Below are 21,946 nucleotides of genomic sequence, written 5' to 3' on the forward strand. Positions count from 1 at the left end.
CAATACGCCAGGCATAAGATGGCCCCATGCCCATTGAACCCGAACAGCTAAGAACATGGCTGGCAGCGGCCGGCCGTCAGGACGCCGTTGCTTTTCGCGCGCTATATGATGCGGCCGCGCCGAAACTGTTTGGCTTTGCCATGCGTATATTACGTAAGCGGGAGCTGGCCGAAGAGGCGCTGCAGGAGGGTTTCGTGTCGATCTGGCACGCGGCGCCCCACTACGAGGCCGGCCTGGCGGCCCCTCTTACCTGGATGGCAGCCATCGTCCGCAACAAGGCGCTGGATATCCTGCGCCGCACGGACGACACGGTGGAACTGGATCATGAAGCATTTCGCGATGAATACACAAGCTCCCCTGCCGAGGCGAGTGAAATGAGCAGCGACGCGCGCGCGCTCGCCGCCTGCATGGCGCGGCTGGAGGGCTTGCACCGGCTGGCGATCGGCCTGGCCTTCTTCCATGACTTGTCGCACACCGAAGTGGCGCAACGCATGTCGCTGCCCGTCGGCACCGTCAAGACCTGGATCCGGCGCGGAATGGAGAAGCTCAGGCTTTGCCTGTCGCTGGGGGAACCGTCATGAACTTCCGTGAAAATGACGATTTGCGCGACAAACTGGCCGCCGAATACGTGCTGGGCGCCTTGCGTGGCGGCGCGCGCCGTCGTTTCGAAGGCTGGATGTACAGCGATGCCGCCCTGCGCATGCTGGTCAAGGAATGGGAACGCCGCCTTCTGCCGATGCACGAATTCGTGCGTGCGCAGGAGCCCTCCCCTCAGGTATGGCGAAATATCGAAATGCGCCTGCACCTGAAGCCGGAGCGCAGTAGCTGGCATTTCTGGCGTGGCTTCGGCATCGGGACCGCGTGCGCCGCAGTGGCTGCGGCACTGGTGGTGGCGATCGGCTTGCAGCAGCTGCGGGGGCCATCCTACGACCTGGTCGCGACATTGACCGACCAGCAGGCGCAGCCCGCCTTGTTGGTGAAGGCCGATACCAGCAAGCGGCTGCTGCAGGTCCATATCGTCGGAGGTGCACCGGTGCCGGTCGACCGCTCCCTGCAGTTGTGGGCGATTCCGAAAAAAGGTTCGCCGCGCTCGCTGGGCGTGCTGGGTGCCGAAGGACGTTCAACTTTCTCCCTCGCTTCGGGCGGCGTAAGCGACGACGTTGTGGTGTTGGCGATTTCACTGGAGCCGCGCGGCGGCTCGCCGGATCCTAACGGACCAACCGGGCCTGTGCTGTACAAAGGCCCTTGGGTACGGGCCATGTAATCACACAGTGGCCCGCTCGACGAGCCACACCATCGCCAGCACGGCGATGCCGGCCGAGCCGCCCTTCACCATGAGCTGCCGGTAGACCCATGTGCTGCGCAGGACGTAGGCCAGCGGGACGAAGGCCGCGACGATTGCCAGCTGCCCCAACTCGACGCCTGCATTGAACGCTGCCAGCGCGAGTACCGTAGCGCCTTGGGGCAGGCCAAGATCGCCCAGCACGCCGGCAAAGCCGAAACCATGCAATAGCCCGAAGGCGAACGAGGCCAGCCAGCGCTTGCCTCGCACCAGCGGCCAGACATTGTTCAGCGCAGCGACTGCGACCGAGGCAGCGATGGCCGATTCGATCAAGCGGCTTGGCAGCGCGACCACTTGCAGCGCCGCAAGCGAGAGCGTGATCGAGTGGGCGAGCGTGAAAGCAGTGACAACGCGCAGGACATCTGCGCTCGCAGGCCGCCAGCCTGTCACCAGCACGGCCGGCAGCAACAGGGAAAGCAGGAACAGGATGTGGTCGTAGCCGGTCCAGATGTGCCACACCCCGTGCCGCAGGTAACCTGAAGCCTGTTGCCATGTGCTGCCGTCGCGATTGAAGGCTGCCAGGCGCGTGCGGTCGCCGCCCAGCACGGCCGATTGCGTGCGGCCATCGATCGTGATGCTGGCCATGCCGCGGTGCTGGGCATCGAGTTCGGCGAACAGTCTGTAGTCGATGGCGAAAGTGGCGCCAGGCTCGCAATCCCCGCGCAGCAGCAGGACGGTGTAGGTTCCGTCGGCGTGGCGGTCAATCTGCTGCCTTGCCACGCGAAGGCGGCAGCCCGCTGCCAGGCCGAGGCGAGGCATGGCGTAAGCGACGATGTCGGCGTGACGGGAAAGGACCTCGTCCCAAGTTAGCTGGCTGTCGCCATCAGTATCGAGTCCGATGGCGAAATCAAGGTCGCGCAATGCAATATCCCAGCGACCGTCGATAAGCTGCCGCTGGCGCGATGCTGGTTCGGCCGTCGCAACGCGCAGCGTCAGGTAGCTGTCACTCGGCTTGTGCGCCCAGGCCGCACTGGCGGCAAACAACAATGGCAGAAAGACCAGTGCGGCCAGCCAACGCGCGGCCGAAGGCAAGGCGGTCATGGGAGGCCTCCTTCCAGCTGGCGTGCCAGCGAGGCGACCTTATCGTCCTCAAGGCCCTGCCGCCGGAGCCAAGCCAGCGCTGGGCGGGCGGCCTTGGAATCGCGTGCCGCAAGCGCTGCTTCCAGCAGGATGCGCAAGTCAGCCGGTTCTTTCTGAACTTGCCAGTTGGCCAGGGCCAGTTCCAGCGCGGCCGGCGGGTTATGGCGCAAATGCAGTTCGAAGCGCGCCTGTTCGCGCTGGTGGGTTGCCTCGCCACGGCGGGCCGAAGCCTCGAAGCGCGCTTGCAGTTCCGCAGTAGCGCTGGCCGCGGCCGGCGCGACCGCGCGCGACGCAATCGTGTGCCGCAGCAGCAGACCGTCGATGCGAAGGTGGTCGCGCAGCAGGGCCTGCACGTCGGCATGGCGGCCCTGGTCCAGCAGCAGGTCCGCATACGCACCAAGCAGGTAGCTATCGCCCGGCGCCAGGTCGAGCGCCTGGCGCAATCGTGCTTCGGCGCGGGGGGCATCCCCGCGCCGGGCCGCCAGTTCGCCGGACAGCGTCAACGCCCAAAGCCGCAGGCCGGCATTGGCCCCGTCCGGCGCGGTCGGCGAGCGCTCGAGAGCCAGCGCCAGCAAGCGTTCGCTGGCAGCAAGCTGGCCGCTGGAGGCACGGGCATTGGCGAGGCAGGTCACGCTGGCAAGTTGATTGGCCAGCGACGAGAGCCGGCCGCAGCTGCGCACGGCCGCATCGTACTCGCCCTGCACCACCTGCACGGTCGCCAGCGTCAGCCATGCCTGGGCGTTGCCGGGGTCTGCGCGCGTCAGGGCGCCCAGGTCGCGCATCGCTTCCGCAAAACGATGGCTGGATTGCAGCAGTGTTGCGCGCAGAAGCAGCACCGGCAGCGGCGGCTCGGCCGCCTCCCACCAGGGAGCCAGTACGGCTTGCGCGTAACCAAAGTAGCGTGGATCGCTCGTTGCGCGGCCAAGCTCGATGTAACGCAGCGCGGCTTCGGCGGCAATTGCCGGGTCGCCCGGCGCCGTTGCCAAGCGCATGCGCTGGCGCCGCAGCGCCGCCTCGGCAGCAGTCCCCCGCTGTGGCAGCCTCTCCAGCACCTCGGCGCCGGATCGCGGTACGAACGGGGCGCCCAAACCGGGTAGCGGCAGCGCCGATGCCATAGCGGAGAAGGCCAACGCGATGGCGACGCGCATGGTGCAGGCAGCGGGCCTCATGGCTCCCCTCACTCCACAGCCACCGGCTCGCCGCCGTCATGGGCGACCGGCGCCGCACCATCGACGTCGGCCGGTTCCGTGGTGTCGGGCGCGCTGCGAACCAGCACAATCAGCGCCGAGGTGAAGGTATCGCCTGGCGGCGGTACCGGCGACTGATCGGGCATCGACATCGCCGAAGCGGTATCAGTGCCGCCACCGCAACCGGCCAGCAGCACGGCCGCCAAAGCAAGACATAGGTGTTTCATGATCACGCCCTCCTATTGCTGCGGCGAGCCGGCAAGCGGCGTCTTCAGGTAGGGAAAGCCGGCGCTGAAGTAGCTGTCGTCGAGGAAAGCACCATCGGTAAAGCGGATTGCGCCTGCCGGAGCATCGCCGGGCGCGCAGCCGATATTCAGCGTACACAGTTTGCCCATCACCACGCGCAAGGCGATATCCACCACGTCGTCGCCCGGCCGGCGCCCATTGGGGAAGCCCGCATTGTCGCCATCAATCACGCCCAGCCGCTTTTGCGCGCCTTTCGCAACCGGCGCAACCGAAGTGTTCAGCCGCAGCATTTCGGAGGCCTTCACATTGGCCGGCTGGTTCAATCCCGGTACGCCGGTAAGGAAAGCCGTCACCAGGTCTTTGCGCGGGAAGTTGGTTGGTGCCTTGGCGCCAGCGCTGCCAAACAGCACCTCGATCAGCGCAGGCAAGGTTGGATGGGTGACATAGTCCGCGAACTGGCCGTCCTGACGCGGCTTGCTGTGGTTGAAGCGGTCCTTGTCTTTCAAGCCGATCACCACCTCGTTCACCAGCGGCATGCCGAGCCGCGACACCTGCGTCCATGCCCCGCCTTCTTTCGAACCGCCGTTCGGGTTGATCAAGCGCCCCTGCCGCAGGCTGGCCGTGGTCCAGCCTCCGATCACCGCTTCCGTGCCGGAAGTCAGGCACGACGCCGCCACTTCCAGCTCGATGGAAGTCACATTCTTGTCGTACAGGTCGTCGCGCGCGTTGCGTTCCGCATTGGGGAGGAACTCCACCGCCGGCGCCTTGATGTTGATCAGGTCGAAGGTCTCGCCGAGGTTGACCACGAACGAATCCTTGCGCTGGCCGACGAACATGCGCGCCGGTACCGCACAACCAGGAATATTCACTGCGTACACATGCTTGCCCGCGTAGCCGGCGTAATCGGGAATCGCCTTGTTGCCGATATTGTCGACCGGCTTGTCGAACACCGTGGCGCCATTGCCGGCCATGCGCACCGCTTGCCGCGTACCGCGCCGGTCGCCGCGTACCACGTCCACCGTGTAGGTTTCGCGTACATTCAGGCCGGCCGCATTCACCTGGTTGATCGGCCCGCCGTTGATCACCAATGGAATCGGCACCTTTTTGCCGCCCACGGTAAAGGCGGCATTCTTGAACGTGTTGGTGAAGCGGAACTGGAAGGACAGGTCTTCCCGCGCGTCGCCGTTGTTATCGATGTGGATCTCGTACAGCGCGTCCGGATCCATGGTGAAGAAATTCGGCGCGCCGTACGCATCCTGCAGGGGCACGTAGTTGGCGATCAGGGTGACGAACTGTTCGCGCCCCGGCTCGTAGCTGCGGAACATGTAGAAGTCGGTCCCGTCGACCTTGGGTTCACGCGTGATGAACGGTGCCTCGCGATGGCTGGACGCCTGCACTGCAGGCGAAAACGCCGCCGGCGCCAGGGCCGACAGTATTGCCAACTGGACAGCAGCTTGCTTGATGAGTGCCATGGTTTCCTCCCGGGTGGTTGGTTGCCATGGCATATACGCGGCGGATGCGCCGCCGGATTCAACTTCTCATTTATATTTGTATAGCGGCCGGGTGATCTCGATGGGCCGGATATCGAGGCGGATATTCAGCACCGAATATGCCTCAGCCACACTGGAGACATAACCCACCGTATCGGCCGTCTTGGTGAAGCGGAACTCGAAGCCGACCTCGCTCCCGCTGGCGCGCGGGTTGCCGCTGGCAATGCCGATCGCCTCCTCCTGGTTGCTGTCGATCAGGCGCTCCATCAGGTCGATCACAGCGTTGTTGCCCAGCACGTCGTTGCTGAACACTGCGCCCCGCCCCAGCGTGCGCGTAGGGTCGATGCGGCCGCCAGCCTTGTCGTTGGACGGCAGGAACATATGGGTGCCGATATTGAACTTGTCACCGCGGTCGAGGTAACTGATCACGGCATTGCGCACGCCGAAGTGCGGCGCCTCCTTGTCCCATTCGGCACGCGACAGGTCGATCAGCAAGGCGCCCTTGTAGCCGATGATTTCCACCTCGCGCTGCGCATTGACCACCATGGCACTGTCTTCGTCGATGCCAAGTCCGATCTGGTAACCCTTGGCCAGCATGGCCGGGATCATGCGCGCAAAGCGGCCGCGCACCAGCAAGTGCTGGTCGACGAACACGTCGTCGCCTATGAAGCCCAGGCCCGGGCCCAGTTCGCGGCCATCCGCTATACCGGTCTGCAGCATGGACAGGATCGCCTTGGGATTGGCGAACATGGTGCTGCTCATGATGGCCGCGCCGGCCGAGGAGCCGGCCACCACGCCGCCGCGGCGGTACACGTCCCACACCGCCTCCAGCACCGCGGTCTGGGTGCCGTCTTCGCGCAGCAGCGCCTTGGTGATGCGCCCCTGGTCGCCACCGGCAAAATAGACGCCGTCGGATTCGCGGATTTTTCTGGCCAGCACGGCATCGTCCGCATTCTTCTTGTAGTCGCTGCCGGCCAGGCGCACCGCAACGGGCACCAGGAAGGCATCGGCGCCCCACTTGCGCAGGTAGCCGATGATGGACTGGGCCGAACGTTCCGGATTGCCCGCCGCGGAAGGGAACACCGCGATGCGCGAGCCCTTGCCGCCAGCCAGTTTCACCACGCGCTGCCAGACGTCGGCATTGTCGCCGCGCAGGCCGCCGCCGATGATCACCAGGGAACCCTGGTGCGCGGCTACGGGCGACGGCGCGATGGCAGCCGATCCACCGCTGACCGTGGCACTGGCGCCGGCCACGATGCGCACAGGAGCGGCCGTATCGGGCAAGGGGACAGGCGTCGAAGGCGGCGCAGTTGGAAGCTTGGACGGGGTGTCCGGCGGCGGCGTGGTGCTGGTGCGGGCATTGGCGGCTGGCAGGGGATTCCTGGGCGGCGCTTCGCGGGCGTGGATCGGAAGGCCGCATGCGGCTAGCAAGGCCAGGCCCAAACGGGCCAGGCCGGCGGGGGAATACAGCTTCACGATGGCCTCCTGTTCGGCTTGCTCGCTGGCATCGCTGCTAGACATCTGGGTAATACCTTTCCATCAGTGTAGTCGGACGCAACGGCGGAGTAAAACCCTATCGCGCGTCCGTGCACACTTATTTTATTGCGGCTTCAGGTAGCGCTCCGGAAGAGGCGTCTTTTCGCCTTCCGGCTGCCACAGGAGTTGCGAAATCCACCAGCGCTTGCCGTCGTTCACCAGCTGGATCGAATTGATGCCGCGCACGAAAGGCTTGTCGGCCGGCGCATGGCGCGCTTCATACGTGCTGAAAACCTGAGCAATCTGTCCATATTCCTCGCCCTTGCGCGCCAGTTCGGACTCGTAGAATCCCTCTTTTGCAAACACCGGCGTCACGCGGGTGATGTAGTCCTCCAGCGACAGCACGCGGGTATTGATCGCGCCATCCTTGCCGGTGCTGTGCACCACCATGCGGCCATCGTTGCGGAACAGGGAGCGCAGGCGGTCCCAGTCGCGCGCCTTGCCGGCCGGACCGGAAATGGTGTCGTACAGGGCGGCCACGATGCCGTCCACGGAGGCCACGTCGGACGGAAGCGCACCCTGCGCGAAGGCGCCACCGCTGGCCAGCACCAACAGTAGCAAACTTGCTAACTTCTTCATTGATTCTCCTACTAATTTATAATCGTTTGAATTTCTCGTGCAAATCTCACCGCAAAAGCCACTATGACAGATCAATTCTCCAAGAAGGCGGAAGCCTGGTCCGCTCGCTTCTCCGAACCTGTTTCCGACCTCGTGAAACGTTACACCGCCTCGGTGTTTTTTGACAAGCGCATGGCCAAGGCCGACATCGAGGGCTCCCTGGCCCACGCCGACATGCTGGCTGCGCAAGGCATCATCCCGGCCGCCGACCTGGCCGCGATCCAGAAAGGCCTGGCCCAGGTCAGCGCCGAAATCGACGGCGGCCAGTTCGCATGGCAGCTGGACCTGGAAGACGTGCACCTGAATATCGAAAAACGCCTGACCGAACTGGTTGGCGACGCCGGCAAGCGCCTGCACACCGGCCGCTCCCGCAACGACCAGGTGGCCACCGATATCCGCCTGTACGTGCGCTCGGCCATCGACGACATCACCGGCCTGCTGCAGCAACTGCGCGGCGCCCTGGTCGACCTGGCCGAGAAGAATGCCGACGTGATCCTGCCCGGCTTCACCCATATGCAGGTGGCGCAGCCGATCACCTTCGGCCACCATATGCTGGCCTACGTTGAAATGTTCGGCCGCGACGTCGAGCGCATGCAGGATTGCCGCAAGCGCGTGAACCGCCTGCCGCTGGGCGCGGCCGCACTGGCCGGGACCACCTTCCCGATCGACCGCCTGCGCGTGGCCAAGACCCTGGGCTTCGACGATGTCTGCCACAACTCGCTGGACGCCGTGTCCGACCGCGACTTCGCGATCGAATTCACCGCTGCCGCTTCGCTGGTGATGATGCACGTGTCGCGCATGTCGGAAGAGCTGATCATCTGGATGAGTCCACGGGTCGGCTTTATCGACATCGCCGACCGCTTCTGCACCGGTTCCTCGATCATGCCGCAGAAGAAAAACCCGGACGTGCCGGAACTGGCGCGCGGCAAAACCGGCCGGGTCTACGGCCACCTGATGGGCTTGCTGACCCTGATGAAAGGCCAGCCGCTGGCCTACAACAAGGACAACCAGGAAGACAAAGAGCCGCTGTTCGACACCGTCGATACCGTGGTCGACACCCTGCGCATCTTCGCCGACATGGCCGGCGGCATCACCGTCAAGCCGGAAGCGATGCGTTCGGCCGCGCTGCAAGGCTACGCCACCGCGACCGACCTGGCCGACTACCTGGTGAAGAAAGGCCTGCCGTTCCGTGATGCGCACGAAGCTGTGGCGCATGCGGTGCGTGCTTGCGACGACTTGAGGATCGACCTGGCGCAGATGTCGCTGGAGCAGTTGCGCGCGTTCTCGCCGCTGGTGGGCGAGGATGTATTTGCGGTGCTGACCCTGGAAGGCTCGGTGGCGGCGCGCGACCACGTTGGCGGTACCGCGCCGAACCAGGTGCGCACGGCGATTGCGCGCGTGCGCGGGCAGTTGGCTTAAACCGCTAACCCGATGTCTGACCCGCAGGATCGGACACCTGGCAGGCGGCCGCCCGGCTGGTTTACCGGTTTTCCGCGCGCAGATAATCCGCTAATATCCTTGCAATAACTATTCCAACTATGGAGACAGTAATGCAAGGATTCCTCCGCCTTTCCGGCTGGCTGGACCGCATCGGCTACCGCTGCGGCCAGTTAGCCAATCTGATGATACTGGCGTCCTGCTTCATCAGCGCATCCAACGCCATGATCCGTTATGGCTTCGACTGGAGCTCCAACGCCCTGCTTGAAATGCAGTGGTACCTGTTTGGCGCCGCCGTCATGCTCGGCGCCAGCTACACCTTCCAGCGCAATGAACACGTGCGCGTCGACCTGGTCTACGGCCACGTCTCCGAACGCAAGCAGCTGTGGATCGACATCTTCGGCATCATCTTCTTCCTGTTCCCGGCCTGCATCCTGTTTGCCTGGCTGTCGTGGGAATCGCTGTTCCTGCCATCCTGGGCCATCATGGAACAATCGAGCAATGCCGGCGGCCTGGCGCGCTGGCCGATCAAATTCGTGGTGCCCTTCGGCTTTGCGCTGCTGACGCTGCAAGGCTTGTCTGAACTAATCAAACGCATTGCCCACCTCACCGGCCAAGCCCATTTGGACAGCAAATACGAAAGGCCAGTGCAATGATTCCATTGGAGATGATGCCGCCGCTAATGTTCGGCGGCCTGGTGGTATTCATGCTGGTCGGCTTCCCGGTTGCGTTCTCGCTGTTGGCGGTAGGCCTGTTCTTCGGCTTGATCGCGATTGCGGAAGGCTTCTTCGGCGTGTCCTTCCTGCAGGCGGTGCCGCAAAGGATATTCGGCAGCGTGCTGGCCAACGACCTGCTGCTGGCGATCCCCTTCTTCACCTTCATGGGCGCGGTGCTGGAGAAGTGCCGCCTGGCCGAGGACATGCTGGACTCCATGGGCCGCCTGTTCGGCGGCGTGCGCGGCGGCCTGGGTTACTCGGTGATCATCGTCGGCTTCATCCTCGGCGCGATTACCGGCACGGTGGCGGCGCAGGTGATCGCCATGGCCATGATCTCGCTGCCGGTGATGATGCGCTACGGTTACCACATGCGCTACGCCACCGGCGTGCTGGCCGCGTCAGGCACCATCACGCAACTGGTGCCGCCATCGCTGGTGCTGGTGGTGCTGGCCGACCAGTTGAAAACCCCGACCGCAGCTGCCGACGTGGGCAGCATGTACCTGGGCGCCTGGGGTCCTTCGCTGGTTCAGATCGCCCTGTTCGCCCTGTACACCTTCGCCCTGTCGCGCATCAAGCCGGCATGGCTGCCGGCAGCGCCGCGGAACGAACTGGGCCCGCGCGGCTGGGCGTTGTGGAAGCAGTGCCTGCAAGGCATCGTGCCGGCCGCAGTGCTGATCTTCATGGTACTGGGCACCATGATGCTGGGTGTGGCGACGCCCACCGAGTCGGGCGCCATGGGGGCGCTGGGTGCGGTGATCCTGGCGGCGCTGCGCCATCCCGAATTCAACCGGCGCGACAAGATCGTGTTCCGCATCGGCATGGTTGCCCTCGCCGCGGCGGCGCTGACCGGCGCCTTTGTCGACGGCGCCAAGCCGGTCGTGCAAGGCGCGCTGGGCGTGCTGTACCTCTGCGTGGCGTGGATCGTATTCCGCGCCAGCCAGATCAAGCCGCTGCGCGACCTGATCGTCCTGAGCTACCAGTCCACCATGCGCCTGACCGCGATGGTGGTGTTCATCCTGATCGGCTCCACCTGCTTCTCGGTGGTGTTCCAGGGCGTGGACGGCGGGCTGTGGGTCGAGCACCTGTTCAACGGCATTCCGGGCGGCTGGATCGGCTTCCTGCTGGTGGTGAACCTGTTCGTGTTCTTCCTGGCCTTTTTCCTCGACTTCTTCGAGATCGCCTTCATCGTGGTGCCGATGCTGGCACCGGTGGCGCAAAAGGTGCTGGCGCCGCAGCTGGAGCCCCTCATGGGCAGTCCGGAAGCGGCGGCATCGGCAGCGCTGGTGTGGTTCGGCGTGATGCTGTGCGTGAACATGCAGACCTCCTTCATGCACCCGCCATTCGGCTTCGCGCTGTTCTACCTGCGCGGCGTGGCGCCGAAGGAAGTGAAGTCTTCGGACATCTACTGGGGCGCGCTGCCCTGGGTCGGCCTGCAGATGCTGATGGTGCTGCTGGTGGCCGCGCTGCCGCAAACCGTCACCGCCTTCCTTGACCGCGGCACCGGCGGCAAGGTGGAATCGGGCGACTTGCGCATCGAGCAGCCGGCGATTCCCGATTCGCTGCCTGCGCAAAAACAGGACGAGGAGCAGCCGCCGGAGCTGAATTTCTCGCAGCCGGAAGAAGAAAAGAAAAAGTAATTCAGACAAACTTGATTGTTTTATTGAGAACTTTCAATAAAGCAATTATTCTGTGGTGAGCGGTCCGTTTCCTGGGCCGATACCACAGGATAATCATGTACAAGAAACTGCTAATCCCCTTGGCCGCCAGCGCAATGCTGAGCGGCTGCGCCAATAACGCCCCGCTGATCGCGCCGGACCAGCTGGCGGCGCCGGCCACCATCACCTGCATCCAGCTGCCTGAAGCCATGACCGCCGTCGATGAAGCCGGCCTCCTGAAACTGGTGACTGAAACCCGCCTGGAGCGCGGCCCCTATGTTTCGGAAAAAGAGGATGCGGAAGGCACGTATTACCGTGCCCCGCAGGGCGGCATTTCCATGTTCCAGCCTGGGAATCCTGGCGCGAAGCGCGGTCACAACGACGGCGGCTTCTACCTCCCCAAGGATCCGCAGAAGATGCCTTACATCTACATGTACAGTTCAATGGAAGGCGTGCCGCACGAGGCGCCGGCTGCAGGCGTCGGCTGTGCCGATGTCGGCTACGTCAAGGACCCGGTGACGCAGAAACTCAGTGTCGGCCTAATGGCGGTCTCTGGTGGGGCAGGTGCGATGGCTGGCCGTGCTGCCGTCAAACATAGCAGCCTCAGCTACGGACAAGCCGCGGCCGGCGGCGCCATCGCTGGGGCACTGGTGGCTTACCTGGTCAATCAGGAGATGGGCAAAATCAGCCCGATTACGCTGGTCAAGGATAAGGCTGTGCTGGGCAAGCTGCGTGAACTGTCGCTGCAGGCAGTTCCGGTGGCGCCGCAGCCAGACGCCGCAGCGTCGCCGACGGGCGCCGCACCGCAATAAAGCGGCGCGGCCCGGCGGCCCCTCAGTCGAGCGGGCCGCAGGCGGACTTGGTGTATTCCACTTCCAGCTTGTCGATATCGTTCTGGGTCTTGGACATCGCATCGAGCTGGGAATTGCGGCGGTTCTCATTGCGCTGGCCATACAGCTCTGCGCGGCGGGTCCGCAGCGAGTCGCAGCTCTGCTTGGGCGCCGGCTTGCTGGCGGCCTCCTCGCGCGCCGTTTCCGCCTCTTCCTTCGCCTTCTTCTCGCGCACCTCGCGGTTGCGCGCCGCCAGTTCGTCGGCGCGTTCGCGGTCTTCCTGCGCGCGCGCCTGGGCCGACTTGACCTGGGCGGCAGTTGGTGGCGGCGGATAGTCGAGGGTGGCACCGCCTTTGGCACACGGCATGGACTGGTAAATCACCTTGCCTTCCACCGTGCACTTGAATAGCCCTTGCGCGCTGGCCTGCGATGCGGCGGCCATGCCAAGGACTGCGAACAACAGCGCTTTCTTCATTGCGCTTACTCCCAATGGGTTTGGGTCAAAAATTTGAGCCGGTTATTGTCTGGATCGAGAACGGACATGACGCGCAGGTCCGCTCCCAGGTCATTGTTCGGCGCTTGCTCGACGTTCACGCCATACGCCAGGAAGTCGTCATACAGGGCATCGACGTCCGGAACGTAAAAGTGTACCAGCCCGCCGGGTTGGCAGTCGCCCGAATGTTCAGATAAGAAAATTTCCATGCCGTCGAGCATCATCGAGGCAAAGGTCGGCAGGCCGGGCTCGACGTGGTGGGTCCACTCTTCGCGAAAGCCCAGCGATTCATAGAAAGCCTTGCTGGCGGCGTAGCTCGCCACCCGCAATGCCGGCACCACCCGCTGCGCGTCCCTCAAGCCCATGCTGACTCCCTGTCGGTTTGCCCTACAGGGAAGTGTACATCAGTGCTTGTGCGCGATCATGTTGGACAGGACGCTGAAGGCGGCGCCCGTGTGTTCCTTCTCCAGCAGCAGGGTCAGCTCGGTGTGGGTCGAGATCAGGTTGATCAGGTTGACCTTGTCCCACGCCAGCTTCTTCAGGATGGCGTGGTAGATGCCCGGCGTGCGCCAGGAATCGGCCGTGAGCTGCAGCGTGACGGCGTTCAGGTTCTCCAGCCGCGCCAGCAGGCGCTCGCCGGCGAAGATCTGTTCCACCAGGCCGATCAACGGACGGCTGCAGATCACCACCACCTCTTCGCTGCCGCGGGTGACGGTCAGGTACAGGCCATGGCCGGTCCCCGAGCGCTCCAGCAGCTGGCGGTGGCATTCATCGATGCGGTCCGAACGGCGGAAAGTGAATTCGACGAGGTCGGTGCGCGCGGTCAGCTGGCCGGACTGCTGGGCCAGCACCAGTTCCTGGGCATCCTTGTCCGGCAGGCGCCCGGCGACACGGCGCAAGGCCATGACCACGGCCGCCTGGCCGACTGGCTTCCACAGGTCGTTCTGGAGCTGCGGCTGCAGCTGGCGCGCCAGTTCCGACAGGTTGATCAGGCCACGGCGCAGACCTTCGCTCAGGAAGGGCGACTCCGTGACGATCCTTTCGACTTTGGTAGATATAGACAGCATGAGTGATGCGCCCTCACTAAGTAGTACGTCAAACAAATGACGGGCTAGTGTAAAACGCAAAATTCAACTAGTGCAACATGAGTGTGACAATTTGATACATATTTGTGTTGCGTCCAACACGAAACTAGAAAAAACCCTCTATTTCGTTGTAACTTCCCTACAAATCGCGCCAATCGTGCGCCATTTGGTCACGATGCAAGCTAGTTCAATAACCTCGCAAATGTAATCAAATGTCTAAAACTGAACAAAAAGTGTAGAACCGACTTATTTCGCAACTTTTTTGACTTGCATAAAGAACAGGCATAACTTCCGGCTCTCCCAATCACCCCAACGCTCATAAGGAGAGCTGATGAAACTTCGCAAAAGCCTGCTGGCTGCAGCCGTAGCCGCCTCTTTCGCCCCCGCATTTGCAGGCGTCCTGCCGGACAATATGATGGCCGCGCCGGCCCAGCCGATGAGCCTGGAAGCCAAGGCCAACCTGGCTTCCCGCCTCGAAGCGCGCCGCTCCGCCGCCGGCCTGGACAGCGAGCATGGCTACAAGATGCGTGAACAGCACCCAGGCGCCAACGGCCACCGCATCCTGCGCGCCGACCACACCTTCCAGGGCCTGCGCGTGTTCGGTTCCGAGTCCGTCGTCGTCACCGATGAAAACGGCGACATCGTCAGCGAATCGGCCGACAACCGCCGCAACGGCCTGGACTCGCATCGCTCCGCACGGGCGACCGGCAAGGCCGCACCTGAAACCACCGCAGCTTTCAGCGCCGACGAAGCGATCCGCATCGCCGTCTCGCGCACCGGCGGCAAAACCCACCGCATCAAGCCGGAAGCCGAACTGCTGATCTGGCCGGTGGTCAAGACCCAGCGCACCGCTGCTGCCGCCAACAAGGCCGAAAGCGCGCTGAATGCGACCGACGTGGAGGAAGTGGTCGACCATTACGAGCTGGCCTACATGGTCAAGACCCGCATGAACAAGGACGGCCGTCCTGTGTTCCGCGACACCGTGATCAACGCCACCACCGGCGCCGTGATCAAGCAGTGGGACGCGCTGCAGACCGTGGTTGGCGTTGGCCACAGCCAGTACAACGGCGACGTGCCGATCAACACCACCCTGTCCGGCTCCACCTACAAGATGCTGGACTCGACCCGCGGCGTAGGCGGCACCTTCGGCGGCATGGCCATCACCAATGCCAACCACTCGCCTGAATCGAACCCGCAAGCCGGCTCGATCTACACCAACAGCACCAACACCTGGGGCGACGGCCAGCAATACATCAGCGGCGGCAGCACCACCAACGCCAACGGCCAGACCGCCGCGGTGAACGCGCTGTGGGGCCTGATGAACACCTACGACACGCTGAAGAACGTGATGGGCTGGTCTTCGCTGGACGGCAACAACACCGCGACCTATATCGCGGTCCACGTCGACAACAACTACGACAACGCCTTCTTCGACCCGAACTGCAAATGCATGTACATCGGCGACGGCGGCTCCAGCTTCAACAGCCTGGGTTCGATCGACGTGATCGGCCACGAAATGGGCCACGGCGTGACCGACGCCACCTCCAACCTGACCTACTCCGGCGAGTCCGGCGGCCTGAACGAGTCGAACTCGGACATCATCGGTGAAATGGTGGAAGCCTATGCGCGCGCTGGCGGCACCGGCACCTCGATCCCGCTGACCGGCAACGACTGGATGATGGGCAAGGAAATCAGCAAGTCCGGCCAGCCGCTGCGCTGGATGTGGAAGCCATCCAAGGACGGCGCATCGAAGGACGCCTGGAGCAGCACCCTGGGCAACATCAACGTGCACTACTCCTCCGGCCCGAACAACCGCATGTTCTACTTCCTGGCCAAGGGTTCCAACTCCTCCTCGTCGAGCGAGATGTACAGCTCTTACCTGAACAAGCAGCCGCTGGCCATGACCGGTATCGGCAGCGACAAGGCGTTCCGTATCTGGTTCAAGGCGAACACCACCAAGTTCACCGCATCGACCAACTACGCCAATGCCCGCCTGAAGATGATCGAGTCGGCTGAACAACTGTACGGCGTGGGCAGCGCTGAAGCGACCGCCGTCAAGCGCGCTTACGCTGCGATCAACGTCGGTACCGACGTCGACGAAGCCGGCGCAGGCAGCGGCGTGTCGATCAGCAGCCAGCCGAACAACGTCACCGTGGCAGCGGGCGGCACCGCCAGCTTCACCGTGGGCGCAACCGGCGGCACTTCGCCTTACAGCTACAAGTGGTACCGCAACGGCACCCAGATCTCGGGCGCCACCTCGGCCACCTACTCGTTCACCGCGCAGGCCGCCGACAACGGCGCCGTGTTCAACGCCGTAGTCACCGATTCGTCGTCGCCGGTGAAGACCGCGACCTCGAACAACGCCACCCTGACCGTAGGTACCACCCAGCAAACCGAGAAGGTTGTGAACGGCGGCTTCGAATCCGGCACTTCGCCTTGGGCTGGCAGCACCGGCGTGATCGGCAATTACAGCGGCCAGAGCGCGTACGAAGGCACCCGCTTCGCATGGCTGGGTGGTAACGGCAGCACCGCTACCGAAGCGCTGTACCAGAGCGTGGCCATCCCATCGACCGCAACGTCGGCGAACTTCTCGTTCGCACTGCATATCGACACCGCGGAATCGGGCAGCACCGCGTACGACAAGATGGTGGTGACCGTGAAGAACTCTTCCGGCACCACCCTGGGCACCCTGGCTACCTACAGCAACGCCAATGCTGCCAGCGGTTACCAGATCCGCAGCTTCAACCTGCTGCCTTACAAAGGCCAGACCGTGCGCCTGCACTTCAATATGACCGAAGACTCGTCGCTGCAGACGTCCTTCGTGGTGGATAAGGTCAGCCTGCAAGTCCAGTAAGCGCTAGTCGGTAGCAAGCAGGGGGCGGCTCTCAGGGCCGCCCCCTGTGTTTTTGTGTGACTATAGACATGTAATCTATTGTCTAAAAATATACAAAATCTGTAAAACTGACTCATTTCACAAGTTTTTTGACTTGCTTAAAAAACAGGCATAACGTCGTCTCTCCCACCAACCCAAGTTCCCCAAGGAGAGTCGATGAAACTTCGCAAAAGCCTGTTGGCCGCAGCCGTTGCCGCCTCGTTCGCCCCTGCATTCGCAGGCGTCCTGCCCGATACCCTGATGGCCGCTCCGGCTCAGCCGATGAGCGTTGAAGCCAAGGCGAACTTGGTATCGCGCCTGGACTCCCTTCGCTCCGCAGCCGGGCTCGATAGCGAGCATGGGTACAAACTGCGCGAACAGCACCCCGGTGTCAACGGCCAGCGCATCGTGCGCGCCGACCACACCTTCCAGGGCCTGCGCGTGTTCGGTTCCGATTCGGTCGTCGTCACCGATGAAAACGGCAACGTCGTCAGCGAGTCGGCCTCCGATCGCCGCAACAACCTGGACGCTTCGCGCGCTGCCAAGGCCTCCGGCAAGGGCGCTCCTGACACCGCAGCCGCTTTCGGCGCCGATGAAGCGATCCGCATCGCCGTCTCGCGCACGCCGGGCAGCCAGCACCGCATCAAGCCGGAAGCCGAACTGCTGATCTGGCCGGTGGTCAAGACCCAGCGCACCGCTGCTGCCGCCAACAAGGCCGACAGCGCGCTGAATGCGACGGACGTGGAAGAAGTGGTCGACCATTATGAACTGGCCTACCTGGTCAAGACCCGCATGAACAAGGATGGCCGCCCGGTGTTCCGCGACACCGTGATCAGCGCCAAGACCGGCGCCGTCATCAAGCAGTGGAATGCCCTGCAGACCGTGGTCGGCGTAGGCCACAGCCAGTACAACGGCGACGTGCCGATCAACACCACCCTGTCCGGCTCCACCTACAAGATGCTCGATACCTCGCGCGGCGTGGGCGGCACCTACGGCGGCATGGCGATCACCAATGCCAACCACTCGTCGGCCAACAATCCAAATCCCGGCTCGATCTACACCAACAGCACCAACACCTGGGGCGACGGCCAGCAATACATCAGCGGCGGCAGCACCACCAACGCCAACGGCCAGACCGCCGCAGTGAACGCGCTGTGGGGCCTGATGAACACTTACGACACGCTGAAGAACGTGATGGGCTGGTCTTCGCTGGACGGCAACAACACCGCGACCTATATCGCGGTCCACGTCGACAACAACTACGACAACGCCTTCTTCGACCCTAGCTGCAAGTGCATGTACATCGGCGACGGCGGCTCCTACTTCAACAACCTGGGTTCGATCGACGTGATCGGCCACGAAATGGGCCACGGCGTGACCGACGCCACCTCCAACCTGACCTACTCCGGCGAGTCCGGCGGCCTGAACGAGTCGAACTCGGACATCACCGGCGAAGCGGTGGAAGCCTATGCGCGCGCTGGCGGCACCGGCACCTCCATCCCGCTGACCGGCAACGACTGGATGATGGGCAAGGAGATCGCCAAGAACGGCCAGCCGCTGCGCTGGATGTGGAAGCCATCCAAGGACGGCTCGTCGAAGGACGCCTGGAGCAGCGGCCTGGGTGGCATCGACGTGCACTACTCCTCCGGCCCGAACAACCGCATGTTCTACTTCCTGTCCAAGGGCTCCAACTCCTCTTCCTCGAGCGAGATGTACAGCTCTTACCTGAACAAGCAGCCGCTGGCCATGACCGGTATCGGTACCGACAAGGCGTTCCGCATCTGGTTCAAGGCGAACACCACCAAGTTCACCGCATCGACCAACTACGCCAACGCCCGCCTGAAGATGATCGAGTCGGCCGAACAGCTGTACGGCGTGGGCAGCGCCGAAGCGACCGCCGTCAAGCGCGCTTATGCCGCGATCAACGTCGGCACGGACGTGGATGAAGCCAATCCAAACACCGTGACGATCACTACGCAGCCGAACAACGTCACCGTTGCTGCCGGCGGCACCGCGACCTTCACCGTTGGCGCAAGCGGCGGCACCACGCCTTACAGCTACGCCTGGTACCGTAACGGCACCCAGATTTCGGGCGCGACTTCGGCCACCTACTCGTTCACCGCACAGACGGCCGACAACGGCGCCGTGTTCAAGGCCATCGTCAGCGACTCCTCGTCGCCGGTGAAGACTGCGACCTCGAACGACGCCACCTTGACCGTTGGAGTGATTCCTCCGCAGAGCGAGCTGATTGTCAACGGCGGCTTCGAGTCCGGCACTTCGCCATGGGCGGGCACCACCGGCGTGATCGGCAACTACAGCGGCCAGACTGCGTACGAAGGCAGCCGCTTCGCATGGCTGGGTGGCAACGGTCGCACCGCTACCGAATCCCTGTACCAGACCGTGACCATCCCATCCACCGCAACCTCGGCAACCCTGTCGTTCGCGCTGCATATCGACACCGCGGAAACCGGCAGCACCGTGTATGACAAGATGGCCGTGACCGTGAAGAACAGCTCCGGCACCACCCTGGGCACCCTGGCCACCTACAACAACACCATGCCGGTCAGTGGCTACCAGATGCGCACCTTCAACCTGCTGCCGTACAAAGGCCAGACCGTGCGCATTCACTTCAACATGACGGAAGACTATTCGCTGCAGACTTCCTTCGTTGTTGACAAGGTAAGCCTGCAAGTTCAATAAACTTTCATCATCCTGGCCGGTATGCGGCTATCGTCATCCCCGGATACGATAGCTGCATAGCCGGCTTTTTTTCTTCTTTGCGGTGCTATGATGTTTGCCTTGTTTTTAAGGAGGCAGCATGGGCATTGGTATTGGCGGCAAGACTATCGAACAGGCTTTGGCATCCCTGTCGGACATGACGGCGGGCGCAACGCCGATCGGCAAGGACGAACACCTGGCACGCATCGAAAAGGCGCAAGCCTTCATGCGCCAGCAAGGCATCGCGGCCATCTACATCAATGCCGGCTCCAGCCTCCTCTACTTCACCGGCACCAAGTGGTACCCGAGCGAACGCATGGTCGGTGCCATTCTTCCGGCCGGCGGCGCGGTGGAGTACATCGCCCCCGCTTTCGAAGAAAATACCCTGCAGGACTTCATGCTGGTGGAAGGCGCGGTCAACTGCTGGCACGAGCACGAAAGCCCATCCGCCCTGTTCATCGCGGTCCTGAAAAAGATGGGCATCATGCCCAATGCCGCACAACCGCCACGCATCGGCATCGACGAAAGCGCCGCCTTCTTCATCTACGACGGCATCCGTCCACTGGCCGAAGGCTATGCGCTGGAAAATGCCCGCCCGGTGACTGCTCACTGCCGCACCCGCAAGTCGAAAGCGGAGATCGCCCTGATGCAGCGCGCCAAGGACATGACCCTGGCCGTGCACATCGCCACCGCCAGCATCCTGCGCGAGGGCATTACCACCACCGAAGTGGCTGAATTCATCGACAAGGCGCACCGCAAGGTCGGCGCGCCGGCAGGTTCCTATTTCGTGATCGTGCTGTTCGGCGTGGCCAGCTCCTTCCCGCACGGCGTTTCTTACGTACAGACGCTGAAGCAGGGCGACACGGTGCTGATCGACACCGGCTGCAAGCTGCACAACTACATTTCCGACATCACGCGCACCTATGTGTACGGCGAAGCCAGCGAGCGCCAGCGCGCGGTATGGCATGCGGAAAAGGCGGCGCAACTGGCCGCGTTTGAAGCTGCCCAGCTGGGCGTGGCTTGCGAGGCAGTGGACCAGGCCGCGCGCCGCTCACTGCAGGCGGCTGGCTTCGGCCCGGAATACAAGCTGCCCGGCCTGCCGCACCGCACCGGCCACGGTATCGGCCTGGACATCCACGAATGGCCTTACCTGGTCGGCGGCGACAAGACCCCGCTGGACGTCGGCATGACGTTCTCGAACGAGCCGATGATCGTGGTGCCGGGTGAATTCGGCGTGCGCCATGAAGACCACTTCTACATGGCGGAAGACGGCCCGCGCTGGTTCACCCAACCGTCCCACTCCATCGACGATCCTTTCGGATTGCAGGCCTGATCAGTTGGCCTTCGCGGTGCCGGTGAAGTTCAGGGCAGGCAGTTCCCTACGGGCTTCTTCGGCGCTGACCGATTCCAGCACCACGCGGCCGACCTTCTCTTCAAATTGAGCCTTGGTGCGCACGTACCTGGTCTCCCCTGCTTCAAGAACGAAGCTGAACTTCCTGGTGACCCTGGTGGCGGCTGATGCTTCGTACTTGCCTGGGGCTACATCGACAAAGAAATAGGCGCCTGGAACCGACTCGCCCACTACCACCCCATCCAGCTTGACCGGGGCAGTCAAGCCGCCGCCGGTGAGGGCGTCAACGCGGTAAAAATACACACGGCCCTGGTCGGCCGACAGCTTCGGCATGACAGCCTCTTGCTGCGCGAACCTGGTTCCGGATACCGAAGAGCAGCCCGTAAGCAGAGCCACGGCGGCAATCGCCGCCAGCGATACTAATTTCATACTAACCCTAGGAAGTTGAGAACAACACTGCCCGCAGTGTAGCGAATCCGCGTCGCCCTGTGGAACTTCACCGTCGCTTCATTCTGAACGCATACGGGCCCGCTACAGTGCCGGCCATGAATATCTCCACCTCCATGCAGCGCGTCATGTACGCCCACCTTCTTGCGGTTAGCTGCGCCGCAGTCACGTTCGTCTTCGGCAACGAGCTGTGGGACTTCGTCGTCAACGGCGATAAAACCTTCCGCTTTCCGCTTGCCACATTGGTACTGGCATGGATCATGGCTTTCGCCGCCTCGGTCCTGCCTTATGCCGGTGCGATGACGCTGGCCGTGCGCCGCGGCATCCGCAGCCCCTATTTCTTCATCGGCGGTGCAGTCCTCACCGCCATGGCATTCCTGCCGCTGCTGGCATGCGCCTATTCGCCGCGCCACCTGGTGCGGCTGGCTCCAATGCTCTTCATCGCCGGACTGGCAGCGGGCAGCGCCTGCTGGCTTATGCTAAAGTCGGCGCACAATGAAGATACTGTTCCTGCTATTTAGTGCGCTGCTGGTGGCGGCGCTGGTGACCGACCGGCTGCGCCAATGGCGGGGCGGAAGGCGCAACGAACGCGGCGCCTGTGCGCTATGCGCCGCTGAAATCAACTGGAATACCTACGAAGAGCTGCCGTTGGCAAGCGGTGGCGGCGCGAAGATGCGGGTTTGCCAGCGCTGCCATGCACGTCACTACAAATTGAAGTGGTCGGCTGTGGCGTTGATAGTTCTGGCGTTTGCAGGCGTGATCTACTTAATGATGATGTAGCTGCGCTTCACAGCAAGTTCATACCGCAAGTTCGCACAGCAAGTTCATACTGGCCGCACATTC

At 63.2% G+C, this 21,946-nt stretch carries 21 protein-coding genes; 11 read left to right on the forward strand and 10 right to left on the reverse strand.

The features are described 5' to 3' along the window. Positions 1–26: 26 nt before the first annotated feature. Positions 27–581 (forward strand): sigma-70 family RNA polymerase sigma factor, encoded by a 555-nt coding sequence (locus BM269_RS02100; protein ID WP_090435260.1) that lies wholly within the window; start codon positions 27–29, stop codon positions 579–581. After that, a complete protein-coding gene (locus tag BM269_RS02105; protein WP_090435263.1) occupies positions 578–1,264 on the forward strand; it encodes an anti-sigma factor in 687 nt (228 codons plus the stop codon). The genes BM269_RS02100 and BM269_RS02105 overlap by 4 nt, the downstream gene beginning before the upstream one ends. Here BM269_RS02105 and BM269_RS02110 read toward each other — a convergent pair whose 3' ends face one another. The 6 genes from BM269_RS02110 to BM269_RS02135 all read right to left on the reverse strand — a co-directional run bounded on the left by BM269_RS02110 (position 1,265) and on the right by BM269_RS02135 (position 7,460). Further along, on the reverse strand, positions 1,265–2,383 hold the full coding sequence (locus BM269_RS02110) for a HupE/UreJ family protein (protein WP_090435266.1): 1,119 nt from the start codon (positions 2,381–2,383) through the stop codon (positions 1,265–1,267). After that, positions 2,380–3,591: a tetratricopeptide repeat protein gene (locus tag BM269_RS02115; RefSeq protein ID WP_229204457.1), complete on the reverse strand. Its 1,212-nt coding sequence runs from the start codon at positions 3,589–3,591 to the stop codon at positions 2,380–2,382. Before BM269_RS02115 ends, BM269_RS02110 begins: the two co-directional genes overlap by 4 nt. Before the next feature lie 8 nt (positions 3,592–3,599). Next, entirely contained in the window at positions 3,600–3,836 is a 237-nt protein-coding gene (locus BM269_RS02120; RefSeq protein WP_139232645.1) for a hypothetical protein, read from the reverse strand. A 12-nt stretch (positions 3,837–3,848) separates the two neighbouring features. Further along, positions 3,849–5,327: a DUF4331 domain-containing protein gene (locus BM269_RS02125; protein ID WP_090435271.1), complete on the reverse strand. Its 1,479-nt coding sequence runs from the start codon at positions 5,325–5,327 to the stop codon at positions 3,849–3,851. 66 nt (positions 5,328–5,393) lie between these two features. Then, complete coding sequence (locus BM269_RS02130; protein ID WP_090435274.1) at positions 5,394–6,866, reverse strand: cyanophycinase; 1,473 nt, start codon at positions 6,864–6,866, stop codon at positions 5,394–5,396. Between the two features lie 78 nt (positions 6,867–6,944). Then, a complete protein-coding gene (locus BM269_RS02135; RefSeq protein WP_229204458.1) occupies positions 6,945–7,460 on the reverse strand; it encodes a nuclear transport factor 2 family protein in 516 nt (171 codons plus the stop codon). Between the two features lie 63 nt (positions 7,461–7,523). On the opposite strand from BM269_RS02135, the gene argH reads away from it, so the two are divergent. From argH to BM269_RS02155, 4 genes are all read left to right on the forward strand, one after another. Then, positions 7,524–8,918, forward strand: coding sequence for an argininosuccinate lyase (gene argH, locus BM269_RS02140; protein ID WP_090435277.1), 1,395 nt, complete (start codon positions 7,524–7,526; stop codon positions 8,916–8,918). A 131-nt stretch (positions 8,919–9,049) separates the two neighbouring features. After that, the gene (locus BM269_RS02145; RefSeq protein ID WP_090435279.1) at positions 9,050–9,592 is read left to right on the forward strand and encodes a TRAP transporter small permease subunit; all 543 of its coding nucleotides are present in this window, start codon (positions 9,050–9,052) and stop codon (positions 9,590–9,592) included. After that, entirely contained in the window at positions 9,589–11,289 is a 1,701-nt protein-coding gene (locus BM269_RS02150) for a TRAP transporter large permease (RefSeq protein WP_090435282.1), read from the forward strand. The genes BM269_RS02145 and BM269_RS02150 overlap by 4 nt, the downstream gene beginning before the upstream one ends. A 95-nt stretch (positions 11,290–11,384) precedes the next feature. Beyond that, positions 11,385–12,119: a hypothetical protein gene (locus BM269_RS02155; protein ID WP_090435285.1), complete on the forward strand. Its 735-nt coding sequence runs from the start codon at positions 11,385–11,387 to the stop codon at positions 12,117–12,119. A gap of 22 nt (positions 12,120–12,141) precedes the next feature. Here BM269_RS02155 and BM269_RS02160 read toward each other — a convergent pair whose 3' ends face one another. Genes BM269_RS02160 through BM269_RS02170 form a run of 3 tightly spaced genes read right to left on the reverse strand, consistent with a single transcriptional unit; the run spans position 12,142 to position 13,697 of the window. Next, the gene (locus tag BM269_RS02160) at positions 12,142–12,612 is read right to left on the reverse strand and encodes a hypothetical protein (RefSeq protein ID WP_090435288.1); all 471 of its coding nucleotides are present in this window, start codon (positions 12,610–12,612) and stop codon (positions 12,142–12,144) included. Positions 12,613–12,617: 5 nt separating this feature from the next. Continuing rightward, positions 12,618–12,995, reverse strand: coding sequence for a glyoxalase superfamily protein (locus BM269_RS02165; protein WP_211482649.1), 378 nt, complete (start codon positions 12,993–12,995; stop codon positions 12,618–12,620). Between the two features lie 39 nt (positions 12,996–13,034). After that, entirely contained in the window at positions 13,035–13,697 is a 663-nt protein-coding gene (locus BM269_RS02170; protein ID WP_090435292.1) for a hypothetical protein, read from the reverse strand. Positions 13,698–14,046: 349 nt separating this feature from the next. On the opposite strand from BM269_RS02170, the gene BM269_RS02175 reads away from it, so the two are divergent. The 3 genes from BM269_RS02175 to BM269_RS02185 all read left to right on the forward strand — a co-directional run bounded on the left by BM269_RS02175 (position 14,047) and on the right by BM269_RS02185 (position 20,638). After that, positions 14,047–16,569, forward strand: a complete 2,523-nt coding sequence (locus tag BM269_RS02175; RefSeq protein ID WP_090435295.1) for a M4 family metallopeptidase — start codon at positions 14,047–14,049, stop codon at positions 16,567–16,569. A gap of 195 nt (positions 16,570–16,764) precedes the next feature. Continuing rightward, positions 16,765–19,287 carry a M4 family metallopeptidase gene (locus tag BM269_RS02180; RefSeq protein ID WP_090435298.1) on the forward strand — a complete coding sequence of 841 codons (2,523 nt, stop codon included), beginning with the start codon at positions 16,765–16,767 and terminating at the stop codon, positions 19,285–19,287. A gap of 124 nt (positions 19,288–19,411) precedes the next feature. Continuing rightward, complete coding sequence (locus BM269_RS02185; protein WP_304443167.1) at positions 19,412–20,638, forward strand: M24 family metallopeptidase; 1,227 nt, start codon at positions 19,412–19,414, stop codon at positions 20,636–20,638. Here BM269_RS02185 and BM269_RS02190 read toward each other — a convergent pair whose 3' ends face one another. Then, positions 20,639–20,989, reverse strand: a complete 351-nt coding sequence (locus BM269_RS02190; RefSeq protein WP_229204459.1) for a DUF2846 domain-containing protein — start codon at positions 20,987–20,989, stop codon at positions 20,639–20,641. A 212-nt stretch (positions 20,990–21,201) separates the two neighbouring features. Between BM269_RS02190 and BM269_RS02195 the strand changes: the two genes are divergently transcribed. Together BM269_RS02195 and BM269_RS02200 are read left to right on the forward strand one after the other, a co-directional pair. Continuing rightward, the gene (locus tag BM269_RS02195) at positions 21,202–21,624 is read left to right on the forward strand and encodes a hypothetical protein (RefSeq protein WP_090435307.1); all 423 of its coding nucleotides are present in this window, start codon (positions 21,202–21,204) and stop codon (positions 21,622–21,624) included. Further along, positions 21,599–21,883, forward strand: coding sequence for a hypothetical protein (locus tag BM269_RS02200; protein ID WP_090435311.1), 285 nt, complete (start codon positions 21,599–21,601; stop codon positions 21,881–21,883). Before BM269_RS02195 ends, BM269_RS02200 begins: the two co-directional genes overlap by 26 nt. Positions 21,884–21,946 lie beyond the last annotated feature (63 nt).

It is taken from the genome of Duganella sp. CF458, from assembly GCF_900113115.1.
Classification (GTDB): domain Bacteria; phylum Pseudomonadota; class Gammaproteobacteria; order Burkholderiales; family Burkholderiaceae_D; genus Rugamonas.

What these genes read in the sequence shown, in the direction of transcription:
- BM269_RS02100 (WP_090435260.1), top strand. Translation starts at nt 27, where the DNA reads ATGCCCATTGAACCCGAACAGCTAAGAACATGGCTGGCAGCGGCCGGC.
- BM269_RS02105 (WP_090435263.1), top strand. Translation starts at nt 578, where the DNA reads ATGAACTTCCGTGAAAATGACGATTTGCGCGACAAACTGGCCGCCGAA.
- BM269_RS02110 (WP_090435266.1), bottom strand. Translation starts at nt 2,383, where the DNA reads ATGACCGCCTTGCCTTCGGCCGCGCGTTGGCTGGCCGCACTGGTCTTT.
- BM269_RS02115 (WP_229204457.1), bottom strand. Translation starts at nt 3,591, where the DNA reads ATGAGGCCCGCTGCCTGCACCATGCGCGTCGCCATCGCGTTGGCCTTC.
- BM269_RS02120 (WP_139232645.1), bottom strand. Translation starts at nt 3,836, where the DNA reads ATGAAACACCTATGTCTTGCTTTGGCGGCCGTGCTGCTGGCCGGTTGC.
- BM269_RS02125 (WP_090435271.1), bottom strand. Translation starts at nt 5,327, where the DNA reads ATGGCACTCATCAAGCAAGCTGCTGTCCAGTTGGCAATACTGTCGGCC.
- BM269_RS02130 (WP_090435274.1), bottom strand. Translation starts at nt 6,866, where the DNA reads ATGTCTAGCAGCGATGCCAGCGAGCAAGCCGAACAGGAGGCCATCGTG.
- BM269_RS02135 (WP_229204458.1), bottom strand. Translation starts at nt 7,460, where the DNA reads ATGAAGAAGTTAGCAAGTTTGCTACTGTTGGTGCTGGCCAGCGGTGGC.
- argH (WP_090435277.1), top strand. Translation starts at nt 7,524, where the DNA reads ATGACAGATCAATTCTCCAAGAAGGCGGAAGCCTGGTCCGCTCGCTTC.
- BM269_RS02145 (WP_090435279.1), top strand. Translation starts at nt 9,050, where the DNA reads ATGCAAGGATTCCTCCGCCTTTCCGGCTGGCTGGACCGCATCGGCTAC.
- BM269_RS02150 (WP_090435282.1), top strand. Translation starts at nt 9,589, where the DNA reads ATGATTCCATTGGAGATGATGCCGCCGCTAATGTTCGGCGGCCTGGTG.
- BM269_RS02155 (WP_090435285.1), top strand. Translation starts at nt 11,385, where the DNA reads ATGTACAAGAAACTGCTAATCCCCTTGGCCGCCAGCGCAATGCTGAGC.
- BM269_RS02160 (WP_090435288.1), bottom strand. Translation starts at nt 12,612, where the DNA reads ATGAAGAAAGCGCTGTTGTTCGCAGTCCTTGGCATGGCCGCCGCATCG.
- BM269_RS02165 (WP_211482649.1), bottom strand. Translation starts at nt 12,995, where the DNA reads ATGGGCTTGAGGGACGCGCAGCGGGTGGTGCCGGCATTGCGGGTGGCG.
- BM269_RS02170 (WP_090435292.1), bottom strand. Translation starts at nt 13,697, where the DNA reads ATGCTGTCTATATCTACCAAAGTCGAAAGGATCGTCACGGAGTCGCCC.
- BM269_RS02175 (WP_090435295.1), top strand. Translation starts at nt 14,047, where the DNA reads ATGAAACTTCGCAAAAGCCTGCTGGCTGCAGCCGTAGCCGCCTCTTTC.
- BM269_RS02180 (WP_090435298.1), top strand. Translation starts at nt 16,765, where the DNA reads ATGAAACTTCGCAAAAGCCTGTTGGCCGCAGCCGTTGCCGCCTCGTTC.
- BM269_RS02190 (WP_229204459.1), bottom strand. Translation starts at nt 20,989, where the DNA reads ATGCCGAAGCTGTCGGCCGACCAGGGCCGTGTGTATTTTTACCGCGTT.
- BM269_RS02195 (WP_090435307.1), top strand. Translation starts at nt 21,202, where the DNA reads ATGAATATCTCCACCTCCATGCAGCGCGTCATGTACGCCCACCTTCTT.
- BM269_RS02200 (WP_090435311.1), top strand. Translation starts at nt 21,599, where the DNA reads ATGAAGATACTGTTCCTGCTATTTAGTGCGCTGCTGGTGGCGGCGCTG.